General features: G+C 31.7%; 13 protein-coding genes. 3 read left to right on the plus strand and 10 right to left on the minus strand.

The window, feature by feature from the left end:
• Positions 1-381: 381 nt before the first annotated feature.
• From J2W95_RS11785 to J2W95_RS11805, 5 genes are all read right to left on the minus strand, one after another.
• Positions 382-972, minus strand: coding sequence for a PAS domain-containing protein (locus J2W95_RS11785; protein WP_310007203.1), 591 nt, complete (start codon positions 970-972; stop codon positions 382-384).
• Between the two features lie 122 nt (positions 973-1094).
• A complete protein-coding gene (locus tag J2W95_RS11790) occupies positions 1095-1961 on the minus strand; it encodes a hypothetical protein (RefSeq protein WP_310007205.1) in 867 nt (288 codons plus the stop codon).
• A 29-nt stretch (positions 1962-1990) separates the two neighbouring features.
• Positions 1991-2590, minus strand: a complete 600-nt coding sequence (locus J2W95_RS11795; protein ID WP_310007206.1) for a TlpA family protein disulfide reductase — start codon at positions 2588-2590, stop codon at positions 1991-1993.
• Positions 2591-2967: 377 nt separating this feature from the next.
• Positions 2968-3366 (minus strand): response regulator, encoded by a 399-nt coding sequence (locus tag J2W95_RS11800; protein ID WP_310007208.1) that lies wholly within the window; start codon positions 3364-3366, stop codon positions 2968-2970.
• A complete protein-coding gene (locus J2W95_RS11805) occupies positions 3356-4786 on the minus strand; it encodes a sensor histidine kinase (protein WP_310007210.1) in 1431 nt (476 codons plus the stop codon). The genes J2W95_RS11800 and J2W95_RS11805 overlap by 11 nt, the downstream gene beginning before the upstream one ends.
• 639 nt (positions 4787-5425) lie before the next feature.
• Between J2W95_RS11805 and J2W95_RS11810 the strand changes: the two genes are divergently transcribed.
• A complete protein-coding gene (locus J2W95_RS11810) occupies positions 5426-6901 on the plus strand; it encodes a sensor histidine kinase (protein ID WP_310007212.1) in 1476 nt (491 codons plus the stop codon).
• Here J2W95_RS11810 and J2W95_RS11815 read toward each other — a convergent pair.
• The gene (locus tag J2W95_RS11815) at positions 6898-7533 is read right to left on the minus strand and encodes a response regulator (protein ID WP_310007214.1); all 636 of its coding nucleotides are present in this window, start codon (positions 7531-7533) and stop codon (positions 6898-6900) included. The two genes, J2W95_RS11810 and J2W95_RS11815, sit on opposite strands and share 4 nt — an antisense overlap.
• A gap of 556 nt (positions 7534-8089) precedes the next feature.
• Here J2W95_RS11815 and J2W95_RS11820 point away from each other — a divergent pair.
• The gene (locus tag J2W95_RS11820; RefSeq protein WP_310007216.1) at positions 8090-10459 is read left to right on the plus strand and encodes a GAF domain-containing protein; all 2370 of its coding nucleotides are present in this window, start codon (positions 8090-8092) and stop codon (positions 10457-10459) included.
• Here J2W95_RS11820 and J2W95_RS11825 read toward each other — a convergent pair.
• A complete protein-coding gene (locus J2W95_RS11825) occupies positions 10456-11628 on the minus strand; it encodes a Pycsar system effector family protein (protein WP_310007218.1) in 1173 nt (390 codons plus the stop codon). The two genes, J2W95_RS11820 and J2W95_RS11825, sit on opposite strands and share 4 nt — an antisense overlap.
• Before the next feature lie 322 nt (positions 11629-11950).
• Between J2W95_RS11825 and J2W95_RS11830 the strand changes: the two genes are divergently transcribed.
• On the plus strand, positions 11951-15685 hold the full coding sequence (locus J2W95_RS11830) for a metallophosphoesterase (protein ID WP_310007220.1): 3735 nt from the start codon (positions 11951-11953) through the stop codon (positions 15683-15685).
• Here the strand turns inward: J2W95_RS11830 and J2W95_RS11835 are convergent.
• From J2W95_RS11835 to J2W95_RS11845, 3 genes are all read right to left on the minus strand, one after another.
• Entirely contained in the window at positions 15668-16546 is an 879-nt protein-coding gene (locus J2W95_RS11835; protein ID WP_310007222.1) for a hypothetical protein, read from the minus strand. The genes J2W95_RS11830 and J2W95_RS11835 overlap by 18 nt on opposite strands.
• A gap of 145 nt (positions 16547-16691) precedes the next feature.
• Entirely contained in the window at positions 16692-18785 is a 2094-nt protein-coding gene (locus J2W95_RS11840) for a M56 family metallopeptidase (protein ID WP_310007223.1), read from the minus strand.
• A complete protein-coding gene (locus tag J2W95_RS11845; RefSeq protein WP_310007225.1) occupies positions 18782-19144 on the minus strand; it encodes a BlaI/MecI/CopY family transcriptional regulator in 363 nt (120 codons plus the stop codon). Before J2W95_RS11845 ends, J2W95_RS11840 begins: the two co-directional genes overlap by 4 nt.
• Positions 19145-19401 lie beyond the last annotated feature (257 nt).

The raw sequence follows: 19401 nt of genomic DNA on the forward strand, positions 1-19401 counted from the left end.
AAAAACATCCTTATGAAAGTGGCTCCAAAAAAGGCAATACAGGAAATATAAACTCATGATAATGCTCAGTACTACTGCCGAAAAGAAGGAATCTGTTGTTTCCCAGTTAGGATACGAAAAGTGACGTTACACCTACCAAAACTTGGTTCAGGCTACAATAATTTTAGACAAAACTTCATGATTAAGAGTTCAGCGAACTAGTGTATACCTGATTTTAGAATTAGACTTTGACGAAATACTGTCCAAACTCTCAAATTCCAACATTAACAAAAAAAGCGACAAACGTCTGATTGTTTGTCGCCTTAATAAATGTCTCGAAATAGATTTATTATAATTAGTTAAATCAAATTGGAAAGACTTAAAACTCAAAATTTATTCTATCTATTTCTTTTTAGAAAAAACTCCTGTAAAAATTCCTTTTTTGATTTTATCCTTATCATCTTTTCCAGTTGCTATAAGATGATCTATATATTCCATATAAGTCTTTTTTCGTTCTTCTAAAAAACCAATCAAATATTCCTCAGAAGCTTTAAGTCCACTAGCTTCTTCTATATGTATCAGCTTTTTATATAGAGGTTCAATAAACTTCACTATAATATCTTCAGAAACTGATTTTCTAGTTCCAAAGAATCCAGCAATGGAACCATCAGAATCTGTAATAATTTTAAAATCGGTAATCACCCAATAATATCTGCCTGTTTTTGACATGTTTTTGATAATGGCATGAATGTTTTTATTGGCTTGAATACTATCCCACAGAAATTTAAAAATCACTTTTGGCATATCAGGGTGTCTAATAATATTATGCGGTTGACCAATCAGTTCAAACTCATCATAACCTGACACGTCAATAAAATCTTCATTGGCATATAAAATTGTTCCTTTGGGATCTGTTTTACTTAACAGTACTTTACTTTTGTTCCAATCGACTTCCCTGTCAGATGGAGTTGGGCGTGTAGTTCTTATTTCCATAAATATTGTTTTTTGTATATAAAATGAATTGCTTTTTATAAAGCATGTTGGCCGAAAAAGACCTAATAACTGTTTTCCTTTGAATGTGATTCCGAGTATTTCTTCAATAAATCATAGAATGATTAATCACGAAACCCAACGACCCTACTAACTGATTTACCGCGAATATCATTTACTAAAACATCAATTTTTTGGGTATTTTCTTTAATCAAATCAAAATAACTCAAAAGCACTTCATTGTCAGTATGTTCTTTTGATACATCAATAAGGTCCAATACGGAGTTTAATGGTGATTTCAAGTCCTGCGCTGTTTTATGAATAAAAGTATTAAACTCATTTGTAGCTGCTAAAGAACTATATTTCTCTGATGCCAACTTGATATTCTCCAATTCATATTCATCAGAAATCTTAGAAATATGAACTTCACTATGCTCTTTAAAATAATAAGACCAGTATCCATTCATAAAGAAAACAACAGCTGCCAACACAACATGGACAAGAAATGTTTCAACATCAAAATTAACTTGAGAAAAATATATTTGTGGCCCATTCCTATCAGTGTAAACAAAATTCTGTAAATAAGCCATTCCACCATGATGCAGAACCACCAAAAGCGTTAGCGGAATTTGCAATTTCCAATTTTGATAAATAATCAAAATTGTACTGGCAATAAACACTGTGAAGTGCATTTCAAACATACCGTGCATTTGATAAATATACTGTGCCATAAATACCGCTAAGATTATAGATAGTACATATTGATATAGTTTTGATTTTTTTAGAATCCATTTTGCAGAATAATAAGCGATTAAATTTAGACTTCCAACGCCAATACCAATTTCCCAGGTATCATATTTATAAGACAATACTATTCCGAGAAGAAAATAGATTACAAGAACATAATTAATAATAGTATCTGATTTTCGTGTCATTGTTGACATAAAACTGTGGAGGTAATCTTGTTCATTCAAACTTGCTTTTGTTTTCATAGTAACTAATTAATGGTTAAGGTTAAGGTTTATTTGATACATTTGGGTAAAGAACATCCGTAAGATCTTAATGCTAAAGCATCAAACGAAGGAGTAATATTTTGGCTTAGTAAAGAATCTATTGCCATTTGTGCATAATTACTTTTTGCATCAGTACAATATCTTGTTTTGTTGTAGTTCCCACGATAATATAAATTTTGGGTGGCATCAATAAGAACGGCTTGCGGAGTAGAGAAAACACCGCATTTTTTAGCAATTTCTTCATCAAAAAACACAGGTACGGTGGCACCAAATTTATTTTGGATTTCAGCCACAGTAAAGTCCTTTTCTTTATTAAGAACTACAATTTTAAAATCTATTTTGTCACCATATTTTTTAATTAATTCACTTACGTGTGGCACATTGAATCTCGAACATGGGCAATCAGGATTAAAAAAATGAATAAAAACAGGTTTGTCCTTTTTAACATCCCTTTTTCCTAAATCAATATGTGTCCCCATAGCAACATCATGGTGATTTTTAGGAATGGGTGTTGGCAAGCTGTATTTGTATTCATTCTTCCAAAATAAAGCTGAAATTGCAACGAATAGTAATGAAAGCCACAAGCCAAGAAATAATTTTCTTTTCATAATTTGATTGGTTTTTGGTTGAAAAATTAAAAAAATTAACATTTATAAATCAAAATCAACATACAGCAAATAAAACAGATAAAATATGCTGAAAAATTAACGACAAAACTTGTTTCTTTTCATTTTCTTCAAAATCAAAAATTTAAACAACTCATTAATTAACTAATAATCAACAACTCCCACATTACACCGCCCTCTATAACTTATATTTATATATCATAATACAAGGCAAGGATTCAAGCATTTTCCATTCATACAGCATCTTCATCTCCTGTATTATCCCTGAGAAAAGAATGCCTCCACAAACGACCTCTTAAGCCAATTCAAAATCTATAACTACACAAACATTCTAACCTATAAAAAGTAAAAAGCTATTTCTATAAATTAGAATATATCCTTTTACCAAATTCCTTAACGCAAATTGGTTTATTTAAAAAATCCGTGACATAAACATTACTTTTGAGATTTTCAATTTCATCAGTATCTAATGAAGAGGAAAGCATAAAAATTTGAGTTCTTCTTTTTAGTTCATCTTCTAATTTCTCATACTCAAGCAAAAATTGAGATCCATTCATAATTGGCATCTGAATGTCCAATAGAATAATTAGTGACTCGTTAATTATTTTCCTATTTTCACACACCCATTTGATTCCTTCTTTACCATTGTTTACAATATTTATTTCGGAGATATCTAGTATTTTCTTAAATAATTGTTTTGTAATAAACTGATCAATTTGATTGTCTTCTATTACCAAAAAGGCATAATTAGTTTCCATATAGATATAAATTAGGTATTGTTATTGTAAACTTACTTCCTACATTACTTTCAGAAAACACAGCAATCGTTCCATTAAGTTTTTCTAAAGTTTCTTTAACTATATAAAGACCTAAACCAGAACCTTTATTCTTATTAATCGCAAAAAACATATCAAAAATATGATCCTTATATTCGTCTTGAATTCCAATCCCGTTATCTTCAATTTCGATTTTATGAAACACTCCTGAATTATACGTTCTGATGGATATTGTCATTTCTTTTTTGCTCTCATCAAGATATTTTATAGCATTAGAAAGTAAATTGTTTAAAATAATTTTCAACCTTAAACTATCACTTCGAACTTCATCAACAAACAAATTTTTAGTGATAATAATTTTATCCTCATTCAAATTGTGGTTATGAAGAATGATAGCGTCCTCTATTAGTTTGTTTAAACTTACTGTCTTTACAATTATTCCTATTCTTTTGTTTTTTGAATAATCAACAATATCTCTTATAAACTGGTCTTGCTTATTAAGACTTTGACTCATTAGCATCAAATAGTAATTAATTTGTTCTAAATCATCTTCTAGTTTCGCTACTTCAATTAAGCCTTTGAGTGAAGTAATAGGAGATCTCAAATCATGGGAAACACTGTAAACAAAATTATCGAGCTCGCCATTAAGGATAATCAAATTTTCGTTTTTAACCTCAATTTCTTTTTTTGAAGCAATAAGCCTTTTAATCATTATGGAATAATAAAAACTCACGCTACTTATGATAATCAGAATAAAAAAGATGTTTATATTGATTAATAAGCCTTTTATGATAAGTGTTCCGTCTCCGAGTGTATTGGAAAAATTGCGTTCATTTATTGTTAATTCATTACTGAGAAGACCAATCTCAGAAAGCATTTTTTGTTTAGTTACAGAATCGAACTTCGAGGTTTTAATCTTCCTTTCGGCATCAATACCAATCACTGATAACTGATTAATGTATATATCAGCTTGCTCCCATTCCTTAATGGCTTTTGCCATAAAAGAAACGTTTTTAAAATTTCTGAACATCCAAATTAGGTCATCCAAATCTTCTTCTTTATTTCGACCATCCAAAAATCCATTTCTAATAACTGCATCAGATTTATGATTCAAAAGTCCAACCCTGGCAATACCGTCACCTTGAGGAACTTTCAATTCTTCTTTATATAATTCCAATTCTCTATTATCTCGTGTGTATATATAGACTATAAGGTGCCGAACAGCATCTTTCTGTGCTTTTGAATAATGAGATTCTCCATTAACATACGCTCTGCTTGCTGATAAAGTTTTAATTGTAAAAAAATTAATTATAATCAACAATGCACAGGATAGAAATACAACTATCAAAAGAATGAAAAGATTGGAAGACCGTAGTTTTCTAAAAAAAATGAGTTGGGACATATTTTTTTATTTTAAGTCTAAAAAATTATACTTTTCACAAAAGAGGGCTTGTAGATTCTATTGACACCATTCAGATAAATTCTGATTTCAAGCAAAATTCCCGCATTGAATTGTGTTAAAATTGCTATTGACGCTCTCAAATAAAATATAAAAAAAAACAATTTTCTTCTGAAGATTCCTTGAATCAATGTTTCTAGTATAGCAATCTGATTAAATTGATTAATCGAAAAATTAGGGTAATTTTTTCTCATAGACCTTATGTATTAAACATTAGAAACAAAACAGGATTCAAGGTTTTATTTATTATTTTCGAAAAACCAATAAAAAAGAGTTAATAGTTAAAAATCAATACTATACATTAAAAATTAACACAATATCCATTAAAAAACATTATCCAAAGTTTAAAATGATGTAAAAAAACTAACACTTATGTAAATCTATCCTTTTACAAAAAGACAAAAGCAAAATTTAAACAAACAAAAACCTAGAATCGTATAGAATTAATTCTAGAGAAAAATCAAATTAGTACTAAGCTTTTTTGTAAGAATTAATATAAAATAAAAAACAGCAAATTCTTGCTAATTAAAACCAAAAACATTAACTAAATTTCCTAAATTACACTCCAAACAACACAAAAAAATGGCCGAAAGAACAAATATTCCAAAATCAAAAAATCACAACATAATCATCCTTTATGTAATACTGTTTCTTTCATGCAACTCATTAATTGTTATAAATTATATCACAATTAGAATTTTATCGGCATCAAGAGCATATGTAAATGGGGAATCCCATTACTCTAAAGGTCAAAATAAGGCATCTCGCCATTTGATCACCTATTTATTTACAGAGAATGATAAAAGTTGGAAATCATTTAATGAAGAAATAAGTGTTCCTCTAGGAGACCAAATAGCAAGAGAAGCTTTGACTCAAAACCTTAACGATAGTATCGCTGAAAGAGGATTTAGGGCCGGGAGAAACAAAGAAGAAGATTTTGATGATTTAATCTGGGTTTTTAAAAACTTCAATTCTGTACCATTTCTTAAAAAAGCAATCTTAGAGTGGTCTAATGCTGATCAATCAGTAAATCAGCTTCATGAAATAGGCATTGAAGTTCATAAAAAAATAAAAACAGGTAAATTAGATAAACAAACTAAACTTAAACTTTCATCCGAAATTAGTTTGATATGTGAAAGGCTAGGTGCAGCTGCAGATAGATTCTCTAATATTGTTGGTGATGGAACCCGAGAAATCAAAGACAATTTAATCATCATCAATATTTTCTTCATATTAATAATAATTAGTAGTGTAAGCGTTTATTATGTTATCACTTTGAAAAAAATAATTGCTTCAGAAAAAGACCTAAAAACAAAAAAAGAGCAATTACACAACATTATAACTGATTTAGAAAAAACTAAAATCGAATTATCCACAGAAATTGTTCAACATAAAAAACTGATAGGAACCATAAGCCATGATATAAAAAGCCCTCTTAAATATTTGGCAATGACCAATAAATATATCTATGAAGAATCTAAAGTCTATGATGATGAAAAGTTTAAAAAAATGACAAAATCTGTCTATTCTTCAACTCTTCAATTATTCAATTTTATCGATAGCCTATTAACTTATTCCAAAATTTTCTTTGAAGGAAACTCTTCTGAAAATTCCAGCTATTTTCTAAAAGAACTGGTGCAAACAAAATGCAATTTATTCCATGAAATTGCCGAAGCTTCGAATAACATTTTAATAAATGAAATCGATAATAATGTTACCACAAAAATAAATAAGGACATATTATCCGTTATTCTTCATAACATCCTTGACAATGCTATAAAAAATACTGAAAATGGAGTAATTAAAGTATATAGCCACATTAAAAACAAAAAACTATATCTGATTGTGGAAGACACAGGAAAAGGGTTTAAAGAAGAAGACTTACTATATTACAACCAATTGAGCAATCAACAGTCAACCGAGAAATTAATGCTGAGAAACAGTGGAATCGGGATACATATGATTATTGAATTAATTCATATACTCAACGGCGATCTAAAATTTTATAGCGAAGACGGTAAAGGCTCTAAAATTGAAATAATAACAGATTTAAACTAATCAACCTTGAATTTTTTAAACAATTCAGATAATTCAATAATATTGGTGATATGTGTTTTTTTAAAAATATTTAATTTGTGGGTGCTTACCGTCGTCATTTTTATATCCAATTCGTTGGCAATCTCAAGATTACCATATCCTTTTACAAGAAATTCAGCAATTTCAAATTCGCGATGAGTAAGATCGTTCAACGGATTATTACTTTCTCTTTTGTTTTGAGAAAATGCAATAAATTTATCCAAAATATCAGTTGAAATATATTTTCCACCTTCTAAAACTGTTTTTACAGCTTTTACAATGGTATCACTATCGCTCAACTTGTTTAAATACCCATTAGCTCCTGCTTGGATATATCGAAAAGCATAAATTTCCTCGTCATGGGCAGAAAATATTAATATTTTCACATCCTTTTGCAACTCTCGCAGATCGTCTACCATATAGCATTTTTTTCCGCCAGGCAAATTGATATCTAATATCACTAAGTCAAAGCTAGCCTTCCCACATTCAGCAAGTGCTTCCTGAAAATCATTGGCACCAAAAATCTGAACTTCGTCAATTTCATTTTCTAATAAAAGTGACATACCTGATCTTACAATAAAATGATCATCAACTATAAGAATTTTTTTTATCATAACTAAAAACTGAATTAAAAACTATTAAAACCAATCACAAATCATACCATCACAATAGTTTCATTAAAAAAAGACTCTGTGGAAAATAAAAACTTTATACAAAAATGATCTCTTAGAGAATACCAATATAATAAAAAACACGCAAAACTGCAATAATTATCTTAATAATTATATTGTAATAAAAAACAAACTTCCTTTAATATGTCTTTAATTATTTACAATCCAAAGATTTGTTTGAGTCATATCTCCATATTTTAAAAAAGCCCCCATTTCTGAGTACCTTTTTCTGAATGATTAATAATCAAGTCATCGGATTCTAAAATCAATCAATTACACTTAGTTAGTTGAACAAAATTAAAAATATCTCATAATCAGAAAGCCTCAATGAGACAAAAAACAAAAGAATAAAGCAATATAAAAGAGACAACTATTTTCGAAGAAGTAAACTTATTAGATAATTAAAATACTGGTTAACTTAATTTGCAGTTTTTATCTATTCATCTAATAAAACAAATCACTTTATTCGTAATTTTACATTCATTATTACCAATCGATTATGAGTAAAACTACATTTACAGAAAGCCCATTCAAAACCCTAATTTCCTTTCATAAATTGATCGAAAATTTAGAGGAAATTGCTGCAACCAATGTAGATTATCGCTCTAATTATGCGAAAGCACTACTGAAAGAAATCGCTCCTTTCCCAGAATTTAGGGATGGGATTGAAGATTTAAACTTCATTAAACAGCATGAAAAACTAATCCATAATTTACTTGCAGACCTATTCCCTACCGCATTAACACACAATGAGATTAAAGCTATTAGCATCCCATTTCAGAATATAACTTTTAATTATACGGAAAGATTCAAAGAAATTCTTCAAAATGCAGGAATGACTTTTGATATGGAGATACGCGATTTTGAGGATGATCAATTTTACATCTTTAATAGTATCTTAATTTTAAACGCTCATTATGGTCAGCATTTTGACTTTAATAAACCATTATTCTATGATATTCCCAACAAAAATGGCATCATGAACCATTACCGCATTTTGTATAATGCAGATTTTATAGAAATTATTCCAACTCAAGATGCACCTAAACTTTCTCAAGACGACATCGATCTTTTGATGAATAACTACGACAACATTAACCTTTGGAAAGAAAAATTTCCAATTGAAAGTTGGATTTTAAAAGGTTTTGGAATAATAAACCTTATTGATGTTACCAGAGAAAATGCCATATCAAACTTAAAGAGCAATCTTTTAAAACCAGAATCATCAAAAACAAAATCTAGTTTAAGTTTTGAGTCAATTTTTAGATCAATTTTTAAAATTTCCGATTTAAAAATTGGTTTTACCATTTACAATGAAGAAGAACAAAAATTCATAAATCCATCTCACGATGAGAAAGAAATGAATAGTTTTATCTTAAACAACTTAGAGGAAACTGATTGTAAAAACACCATTTACGGTTGTTCACTTGATGCAATTTTACAAGACAAAAAATCAATCATAATCTCAGATATAAAGGAATTTTCTAAAATTCCAGGAAATGAAAAACTAGCAGCTTATTTAACCAACCAAGACATTCAGAGCTGTATTTTTGCACCTGTTATAAAAAATGACACCATCCTCGGAATCATAGAATTGGTTTCGGCAAAGCCAAAGGAACTCAACAGCATCAATGCAACAAATTTGGATTTGGTTTTACCCTATCTCGTTGATACATTGGAACGCTATAAAATCGATATGCAACACCAGATTGAAGCTATTATTCAAAGAGAATATACCGCCATTCACTCCAGTGTGTATTGGAAATTTAAACGAGAAGCACTCAAATATTACCAAACGAACAGCCCCAATAAAGACTATATTTTTAAAGAAATCATATTCAAGGAAGTCTATCCACTTTATGGTCAAATCGACATTAAAGGCTCCTCCGAACATCGAAATGAAACGGTAAAAGAGGATTTAAAAAACCAATTAACAACGCTTATACAACTCCTTGAAAAGCAAAAATCAAATGAAAGCCTTGTTTTATTGGAACAACGAATATTTGAATTGCAGTCTTTTGACAAAGAGCTTGATTCGTCATTAAAAGCAGATACCGAGCAACAAATCCAGAATTATATTGAAACTGAAATTCATCCTATCCTGAGAAACACCAAAATGGATGTTGATAGTGAAACGGCAACGAAAAATTATTTTGAAAGTTTGGACGAAAAAACAGGAATGTTCTATGAAGCCCGAAAGCAGTTTGATAATGCTATGTCTGTAATCAATAAAAAACTAGCGGCAGTATTGGATAAAAAACAAGTGGAAGCCCAACTGATTTATCCCCATTATTACGAACGATTTAAAACTGATGGCGTAGAACACAATCTCTATATTGGCGCATCAATTGCTCCCACAAAACCATTCAACATACTTTATTTGCAAAATTTAAGATTGTGGCAACTTCAAACTTTATGCGAAATGGAGATGGAACACCACCTGCTCAAAGCTACTTTACCCTATGAATTAGATGTTACTTCGTTGATTTTGGTGTTCAGCTCCCCTATTTCCATCCGTTTTAGAATGGACGAAAAACGATTTGATGTAGATGGAACCTACAATGCCCGCTACGAAGTGGTCAAAAAACGCATCGATAAAGCCAATATTAAAGGAACCAAAGAGCGAATTACTCAAAAAGAGAAAATCACTATTGTTTACTCTCACAATTCTGAAGAAAACGAATATTTGAAATACATCAAATACCTGCAATTCAAAAAATTACTGGAACCCAACATCGAACAATTTGAAGTTGAAGAACTTCAAGGCGTGTCAGGATTAAGAGCTTTTAGGGTAAAAGTAATCAACAATAATCTTGAAAATTATGCTCAAAACATTACCTATCAAGATATATTAAACGAACAAAATTAACCTCCAAGCGCTTTAAAAGCCAATACAAAAGCGATTACCGACAATACGATTCCAATCATAAAAACATTGTAGGCAATTCGCAGTAATCGATACTTTTTCTCCAAAACGATTCCCAAATAATACAAATCCTTAATCATTGAATTGTATAGATATTCCCTGTCTTTCATCATTTCATTCATCGCCCACTTATAATCCTCCAAAGGCATTTTGTAAAAATTACCAAAGAAAAGAAGGTTCACTTTCTTGTCTTCAATGTCTTTTTTTGTAAAAATTCCTTTGGTCACTTTTGGTCGTGTCGAAAGAATGGCAAAAATAATGGTAATTACACTGGACATCAGCATAATAAAAGTTGGAATAATCAAATGTGCATTGCTTGGGCTGTCTAATTTCGGAATCAATGTAGAAAGCGCTATGGAAATAATAATCGCATTTACGGAAAGTAAAATATTTGCTTTACTGTCGGCAATACCACTCAAACGGGTATGATTACCTAAAGTAACTCTGAATAAAGTGTCTATACCGCGTTCCGGTTTTTCTTCTTTCTCTTTTCCTTTTTTCCCTTTAGGCAATTCTTCATTCATTTTCTTTATTTTTTTTTGAAGTCGTTTTATGTTTTTTTCTTTCAAAGAATTCCAATGTTCAATCGCATACGAAGTATAAAACTGGTGAATTTTTGACAAAAAGAATTCATTTTCTTTGGCCCATTCTAGTTCTGTGAACAACTTGCCTTCAACATTTTCCCATTCTTTCCGCAAGCCTTCACAATTGGAAACATAATCATCATCTAGAATGTGATAATAATCTGCATCTTTTATTATTTTCTCCAAAAGTGTTTGAGGTACGTATTCCTTAGCTGTAGTTTTAATTAAACTGGAAACTTTATCAATATATTCCTCAGATTTTCCTTTTTCTTTTAAAAATTGAGCTGCGATTTCAACACTAGAATCTTCGTGATTTTTACAGCCATTTGTATATCCAATATCGTGAAACCAAGCAGCAACAAGCAAAATTTCTTTATCAGAAGAAGATACTTTCTCCTCATCACATAATTTGTTCACGGCAATGACAACACCAGTCGTATGATCCAAATTATGATACGTATATACACGGGAGAGTTTACTTTCCATTAAATTGGAAACAAAATCCTGAACTTGATTTACGAGACTCATATAAAAATTTTATCCGTCTAAATTATGAAATTGTTTTTTAAAATCATTTTATACTGAAGAATAAATAAACATTAATATCTTTCTGTATATCAATATTTTAAAATATTTAAAAGTAAAATCGATTAATCACTTACCTTTACTTAATATCGTTGAAAAATTATTGCGAAACTCGTCATTTCGCTAAAATCAGAATGACTAAATCTTCAATCAGTTGCTAATAGGCATAATCCATCAAAGGTATGATTGTTGTATTTATATAAAAAAGAGGGCTTATCTTTGACCAATAGCCAATCTAAAAACTAACCAATTTAAAGTGCAAAACATGAGATTATTTTCAAAAAAATGTTTCATAAAAGGGAGTCTAATCAATTTTGCCTTCATTGTTTTGGTCTTGATACTACAATCTTGCGCTACACACCACGCCCAATATGGCAAAAACATAGAAAATCATACGATTCAAAATGAAACAGATTCCTCAAAAATTTCCCATACGTTTTTCTTGGTTGGAGATGCTGGAAATGCCAATGAAGACAAAGCCCAAAAAACACTTTCATTACTTGAAAAAAGATTAGAAAACTCCAATAAAAAAAGTACACTATTATTTCTTGGCGACAATATTTATCCCAAAGGATTCCCAAGCGGAAAATTCCCAGAAGAACATGCTTTAGCTCAAAACAAACTCACAAAACAGTTAGAATTATCCAAGAACTTCAAAGGAAAAACCATTTTTATACCCGGAAATCATGATTGGTATAGCGGTACTTCGGGCTTAGAACGTCAATCGAAATTTATAACCAATTATTTAAATGATAAAAAAGCTTTTCTACCTCAAAATAACTGTGGTATCGAAGAATTGAAAATTGACAAAAACATCACTTTAATCACCATTGACAGCCAATGGTTTTTACAAGATTGGGATAAATATCCAACTATAAACGACGATTGTACCATCAAAACCCGTGAAGATTTTTTTGACGAGCTGGCAAGTATTTTAAATAAAAACCAAGACAAAACAGTAATTCTTGCGCTTCACCACCCGCTGATGAGCAATGGCACACACGGTGGACAATTTTCTCCAGAAAAAGAACTTTTCCCTTTGGAACAAAAAATTCCGCTGCCTATTATTGGTTCAGCTATCAATTTAACTCGAAAAACATCGGGAATCAACCCAGAGGATATCCAAAATAAAGTATATCTCAATTTTACAAAACGGGTAAAAACACTGCTGCAAAATCAAAGAAATGTCATTGTCGTTTCGGGTCACGATCATAATTTACAATACATAAACAAAAGCAATATTCGACAAATCATTAGTGGTGCCGGTTCAAAATCAGAGGCGGCAAAAGCGGTCAATCCGAATGATTTTTCATACGGCGACAACGGTTATACAGCATTAACACTTTATAAAAATGGAGAAACTAAAGTGTCTTTTTATGGCAATGAAAACCAACAAGAAAAACTACTTTTCGAACAAACTATTATAAAAGTTCGGGATACGGTTGCTCCAACTAATCTGCCTACAAAATTTGCATCAACAACCACAACATCGATTTATTCTAAGGAAATGACCCAAAAAACTATCTTTCATAAATTCCTTTTTGGCCTACATTACCGGAAGTATTACAGTCTGCCGATTGAAGCAAAAACGGCAACTTTGGACACGCTTTTTGGTGGAGTCAAACCCACAAGAGAAGGTGGAGGACACCAATCAAGATCATTGCGACTGGCTGATGCAAATGGAAAAGAATATGTGATGCGTGCCCTTAAAAAAAGTACCTCCCGTTTTTTACAATCAGCAGTATTTAAAGATCAGTTTGTTTCGAATCAGTTTGATGACACTTATGCCGAAGGTTTTTTATTTGATTTTTACACTACCTCCCACCCTTACACACCATTGGCCGTTGGAAATCTTGCTGACAAAATTGGTGTTGCCCATACCAATCCTCATTTATATTATATCCCGAAAGAACCAATCTTGAAAGGCTTCAATTATAATTTTGGAGATGAACTGTACTTGGTAGAAGAGCATTTAACAGACAATCAAAAAGATGCTAAAAGTTTAGGCAAACCATTGGACATTATCAGCACTGATGATTTGATGAAAAATTTGCATAAAGATGAAAAATACACCATCGATGAACCTGCCTACATCAAAGCCCGATTATTTGATATGCTTATTGGTGATTGGGACAGACACAGCGATCAATGGCGCTGGGGCGAATACAATGAAGATGGAAAAATAGTGTACAAACCCATTCCCAGAGATCGTGATCAAGCCTTTACAAAATATGACGGGGCGCTCTTATGGTTTTTAATGAAGATGCCGGCATTGCGCCATATGCAAAGCTTTAAGGAAGATATTCGCAACGTAAAATGGCAAAATCGTGAACCCTATCCGCAAGATATTAAGTTCCTAAAAACAGCTACTGAAAAAGAATGGATCGCTCAGGCTATATACATTCAAGAAAATCTTTCTGATGCTGACATTGACAATGCTTTTTTTAATTTACCCAAAGAAGTTCAGGACGAAACAATTGAAGATATCAAACACAAATTAAAAATAAGAAAAACCAAACTACAGCAGTACGCCAAAGAATATTACAGCATTTTACAAAAAACGGTTCTGATTGTCGGAACAGACAAAAAAGACAAATTTACCGTTACACACACCTCAAAAAACATTACTGAAATATCAGTTTACAGACTCAAAAAAGATGGTGATGAATTACTTTATACCAAGAGTTTCAATACTGATAAAACCAAAAATATTTGGGTTTATGGTTTGGATGACGATGATGTATTTGAAGTAAAAGGAGACTTTAAATCGGGTATAAAAATTCGGTTGATTGGTGGGCAAAATAATGACAGCTATATTGTTGAAAACGGAGAAAAAATAAAGATATACGATTTTAAATCCAAACCAAACACCTACACTTTGGACTCAAAAGCCAAAACCTTCTTGACGGATGATTACGAACCAAATTTCTATAACTACGAAAAAGTAAAATACAATGCTATTGCAGGATTCCCTTTTGGAGGGTACAATCCAGATGATGGAGTAAAATTTGGCTTCGTGGCAAGCTACACGGTAAACAAATTTCATCAATATCCATACACTCAAAGACACACATTAGTTGCCAATTATTTATTTGCCACTAGCGGTTATGAATTTATTTATAATGGCACTTTGCCAAGAACTTTTGGTAAATGGGATTTCGATATAGAAGCAAAATTTACAAGTCCAAACTTTACCATTAATTATTTTGGTTATGGAAATGAAACCGTAAATGATGATGATATTTATGGAATGGATTACAATCGAGTTCGATTGAGAACGCTAAAAGCTGCGCCTTCCATTAAAAAAGTGGGACGTTATGGAAGCGAAATTAAGTTTGCCACAACGTTCGAAAAATTAAGAGTAGAAGAAACTACCGGTCGTTACATCAACATTCCTGGTGCCGTAAACCCAAATGTTTTTGATAACCAACAGTATGTGGGAGCCTCAATCAAATATAGTTTTGAGAACTATGATGTTCCATCGTTGCCTACAATGGGATTTGGATTTTCGGTGGCAGGCAGTTGGAAAATGAATATTGACCAGACACAGACTAATTTTCCAGCATTAGATGCAAAAATTAATTTCAATCATAAAATTGATCCAAAAGGTCAGCTAGTTTTAGCCACTATTTTGAAATCAAAAGTACTGTTCAATAACAATTTCGAATTTTATCAAGGAGCTACGTTAGGCGGTGATTATGATTTGAGAGGTTTCAGAAACGAACGATTCTTAGGAAAATCCTCTTTCTACCAAAGCACAGATCTACGCTGGAATATTGGCAAAATCAAAAAAAGTGTCATACCAATGTCCTACGGAATTTTAGGCGGTTACGACTACGGAAGAGTTTGGCTGGATGGTGAGGAGTCCCATAAATGGCATCAATCCATTGGTGGAGGAATATGGATAAACGGCCTCAATGTGATTACTGGACGAATTACTTATTTTAAAAGCGGTGACGATAAAGCCAGAGTCGCTTTTGGTTTAGGGTACGGATTTTAGTTTTGAAAGACTCACTTCGTAAACATTTCCGCCAATTTTATTGGTCTTTTCGTCAGCAATAATGAGAGTTTCACTGTTTGTAAAACAAACCGCTTCTTTTTGGGAAAAATGATTTAATTTCAATAGCGACTGTTTTCCTTTCAGAAAATTATCTCTTTTAAAATTGTCCAACAATATGATTTTATCGTGGGTTAAAAGAACTACTTTCGAAGCATCTGGGCTAATCGTGGCACTGGTAATCGCACAATGATTATAGTTATCGCCACTATTTAATTTTCCAATTAAAACTGCTTGATGAAAACCCGCTTTATTTGGAATTTTATAAACTAAAACGGTTCCATCAAATCCTTTACTTCGGTTTTTGGTAAAAAGGTAAAAGTTATTTTTGTGTTCAAAAAAACCTTCTACATCAAAGAATAATTTTGTTTTTTTGGGTGGAAACTCTTTTTGTTCGGGATAGGAAAATGAAATTTTGTACGATGGGTCAGCATTTTCTTTATTCAATGAATTTTTATCTATTTTATAAATGCATAAATCTTTTCGATCATTATCATTGTTGCCAAAATCACCTATGTACAGATTTCCAGCCTGATCTTTTGTGATGTCTTCCCAATCTATATTTGAGGCATTTTCTATGGTTATCGACTTCTCAATTACACCGTTTTTGGCATTCAATCCATAGATTTTATTATCATTACCACTGTCTTCTAAAGCCCAAAATAAATTACTCTTATCGGCATAAACAATCCCCGAAACTTCTTTTAACTTTTTTGGTAAGCCATAAAGTTTTGTTAGTGTCTCGGAACTATTTTGACAAGCTAATAAAATGAAAGCGATTACAATAGAAATAGAATTTTTCATAGATATCTTGAATAGGCACAAAAATAACTTATAATATCTTATCATTTTTTGTATCAGTGATATTTTTAAAAAACAAAGCCCATTCCTTTCGGTTTGGGCTTCTTGCTTCAATTTTAGTCTTACAGCTCTTTTTTTTTTTATTCTTTTAATTAACGCCAACAACAGCTTTCAATTCAACATACTTTTCAAGAGTTTTAAAATTATGTCCCTTATCTTTCATGGATTTAATAAAATCAGGTGAAACTCCCATTGTTTTAGCGCCCACAATATTATCCACATTCAAGTCATTAAAACCTAAAGTTTTGTATTCACTTATTAAATCTGGAGTTATATTCTGTGATTTCAGAGCAAACAAATCATCTGGTTTGAGGTCTTTATAACCTATCTTTTCAAATTCACCTATATATTTTGGAGTAATATTTAAAGATTTTAAAGCAAACAAATCATCAGGTTTGAGATTTTTATAACCTACCTTTTCAAACTCATGGATATATGCTGGAGTAATATTTAAAGATTTCAAAGCCAAAAGATCATCGTTTGAAAGATCATTATACCCCAATTTTTTAAAAGAATCAATAAATGCCGCATCGATATTCATCGATTTAAATGCTATAATATTGTCCCCAGATTCATCATCGTCTTTGCCTTTAGTAGAATTATGAAAATCAGTAATAAATTTACCATTAACGTTTTGAGATTTTAATGCAATAATATTATCCGCAGTAATATTTTTATAGCCAGCTTGGCGTATCTCATCAATGTAGGCTTTGTCTATTCCCAAAGATCTAAAAGGAATCAAATCATCCAAATCAAAATCAGGAATATTAGCCTGCTTGATAGAATTAATATACTCTTCATTAGCATCTAAAGCCGCCAACGGAATCAATTGATCCTTATCAATATTCTTGTAACCGTTTTTCTTTAGCATTTTTACATACGAAACTTTCACATTTACCATAAAGAAAACCATGATATCACTGTCATTGGCAACAGTAACACCTTCTTGAGCCATTTCTTTAGTGAAGTTTTTGTCAGCAATAAATTTATAAGTTCCCATTCCGTTGTTTCCTTCAAATTTTCCTTGAAAGTTCATAGTTCCCGCTTCACGTGTCAATGTAAACTCACCTTTCATGTCCTTTGTCAGTCCTTTCAATTCACTCAACTGAAAAGTACTTGACGAATTATTTTCCTCACCATTTCTAAATTGAATATTTACTGTATTCCCTTTGATAACAGCAAACCAGCTGCCTTCTGTTTCCAACCCATTTTGTATGGTTGAATGTTCATTAGCCTCTTTGGACTCGTCTTTTAAATTTAAGTTTTGACCTTGTGCCACCGGTTGATTAAAAAGGCAGGCAAACAAAACCAATAAAGGCAACAAGAAAAAATATTTCCAAGTTGTGTGAACGCTTGATTTTTTTGAATTCATCATAATGATTCGTTTTTTGATTAATGATTGATTATAATTAGTTGTAAGACTCAACGGAAAATGGGGTGCCGCCACTTTGAGCAGACTGAACTGATAACTCTCTTTTTCAACAGTGTCCTGCTGCAGCATTTCATTATCAGTCAAAAATTCAAGATTGCTCTCCAATGCTTTTCGCCATTGCCATGCAAAAGGATTAAACCATTGAAAAATAAGAACAACCTCCGAAAGTAAAAGATCAATGGTATGTTTTTGCTCAATATGAATTTTTTCATGCTGCAAAATTTGAGTATACGTTTCCCATTCGTATTTCTCTGGATTGATAAAAATATTGTTGGCAAAAGAACAAGGAGCTTTGTCACCTGTTATTTCTACAATGCGGAATTTCCCATCCTGAATTGCCGACAACGAATACGCTCTATACAACAGCACACAAGCCTGCATCAAAAAGTTAAGCGCAAATATAAATACGCCAAACCAATACAAATAAACCATCCATTGCAACAACAAGTCAACATCAAATGTTTGTTTCGTTTGCTCAACAAAAACTTCCTGAACTGGCGGTGATTTCACCTCCATCACCTGACTTTTGTCGGCAGTTGCTTTCGCTACAACAATATGCTTTTCAGCAGTGTCTTTCCTCAATGATAATTGTTGTGGAACCGGAAGCAATGGCAAAATAAAAGCCAAAACCATGCAACCAAGCAAGACAAACCTGTTCAATCGAAAGAAAGTTTCTTTCTGCAAAAGCAATTTATAAAACGCCAGACAAGCAGAAAGAATAAGGGCTGTGTACAAAATATAAGGTATCATACTTTATCATTTTTAATGATGTTCACTATTTCGTCAAGTTCATTTTCGGTAAGCTTTTGCTCTTTTGCAAAAAAAGCAAGCATTCTAGGGTACGAATTATCAAAATACTGGCTAACGATATCCTTCAGTGCAAATTGCTGATACTCTTCCCTACTGATAACCGGAAAAAAGCAATGCATGTTCCCAGTCGTTTCATGATTCAGAAACCCTTTTTCCTCAAGAATTTTTACAATCGTCGCCACACTGTTATAATGGGGTTTTGGATCTGGCAGCAATGGAATTATATCCCTAATAAAGGCTTTGTTCAAATCCCAAAAGACCTGCATAATCTGTTCTTCTCGCTTAGCTAGTTTTATCATAGTCAGAAATATTTCGACAAATATAACTACTAATTAATTAGTAGCAAAACTAATTGATTAATATTTTAACTAATTATTTAGTGGAGATCCTAATTTATTAATAATACAGTCAAAAAATGAAGACCAAAATTAGGATGCCAAAACAGGCTTTTCACTACAAGTCCGTAGTCATCGCCTTCTGGCTCGCGTTTGTCCATACTCTCTGATGCCCGTCTGCATCCGAGTACCTACTTAAACTTAGAAAGTAAATTATAGCG

It is taken from the genome of Flavobacterium granuli (assembly GCF_031456055.1).
GTDB classification, from domain to species: domain Bacteria; phylum Bacteroidota; class Bacteroidia; order Flavobacteriales; family Flavobacteriaceae; genus Flavobacterium; species Flavobacterium granuli_A.

Coding starts and splice junctions, on each gene's coding strand:
- J2W95_RS11825 (WP_310007218.1), bottom strand. CDS start 11,628: ATGAGTCTCGTAAATCAAGTTCAGGATTTTGTTTCCAATTTAATGGAA.
- J2W95_RS11810 (WP_310007212.1), top strand. CDS start 5,426: ATGGCCGAAAGAACAAATATTCCAAAATCAAAAAATCACAACATAATC.
- J2W95_RS11800 (WP_310007208.1), bottom strand. CDS start 3,366: ATGGAAACTAATTATGCCTTTTTGGTAATAGAAGACAATCAAATTGAT.
- J2W95_RS11835 (WP_310007222.1), bottom strand. CDS start 16,546: ATGAAAAATTCTATTTCTATTGTAATCGCTTTCATTTTATTAGCTTGT.
- J2W95_RS11840 (WP_310007223.1), bottom strand. CDS start 18,785: ATGATACCTTATATTTTGTACACAGCCCTTATTCTTTCTGCTTGTCTG.
- J2W95_RS11820 (WP_310007216.1), top strand. CDS start 8,090: ATGAGTAAAACTACATTTACAGAAAGCCCATTCAAAACCCTAATTTCC.
- J2W95_RS11790 (WP_310007205.1), bottom strand. CDS start 1,961: ATGAAAACAAAAGCAAGTTTGAATGAACAAGATTACCTCCACAGTTTT.
- J2W95_RS11845 (WP_310007225.1), bottom strand. CDS start 19,144: ATGATAAAACTAGCTAAGCGAGAAGAACAGATTATGCAGGTCTTTTGG.
- J2W95_RS11830 (WP_310007220.1), top strand. CDS start 11,951: ATGAGATTATTTTCAAAAAAATGTTTCATAAAAGGGAGTCTAATCAAT.
- J2W95_RS11815 (WP_310007214.1), bottom strand. CDS start 7,533: ATGATAAAAAAAATTCTTATAGTTGATGATCATTTTATTGTAAGATCA.
- J2W95_RS11805 (WP_310007210.1), bottom strand. CDS start 4,786: ATGTCCCAACTCATTTTTTTTAGAAAACTACGGTCTTCCAATCTTTTC.
- J2W95_RS11795 (WP_310007206.1), bottom strand. CDS start 2,590: ATGAAAAGAAAATTATTTCTTGGCTTGTGGCTTTCATTACTATTCGTT.
- J2W95_RS11785 (WP_310007203.1), bottom strand. CDS start 972: ATGGAAATAAGAACTACACGCCCAACTCCATCTGACAGGGAAGTCGAT.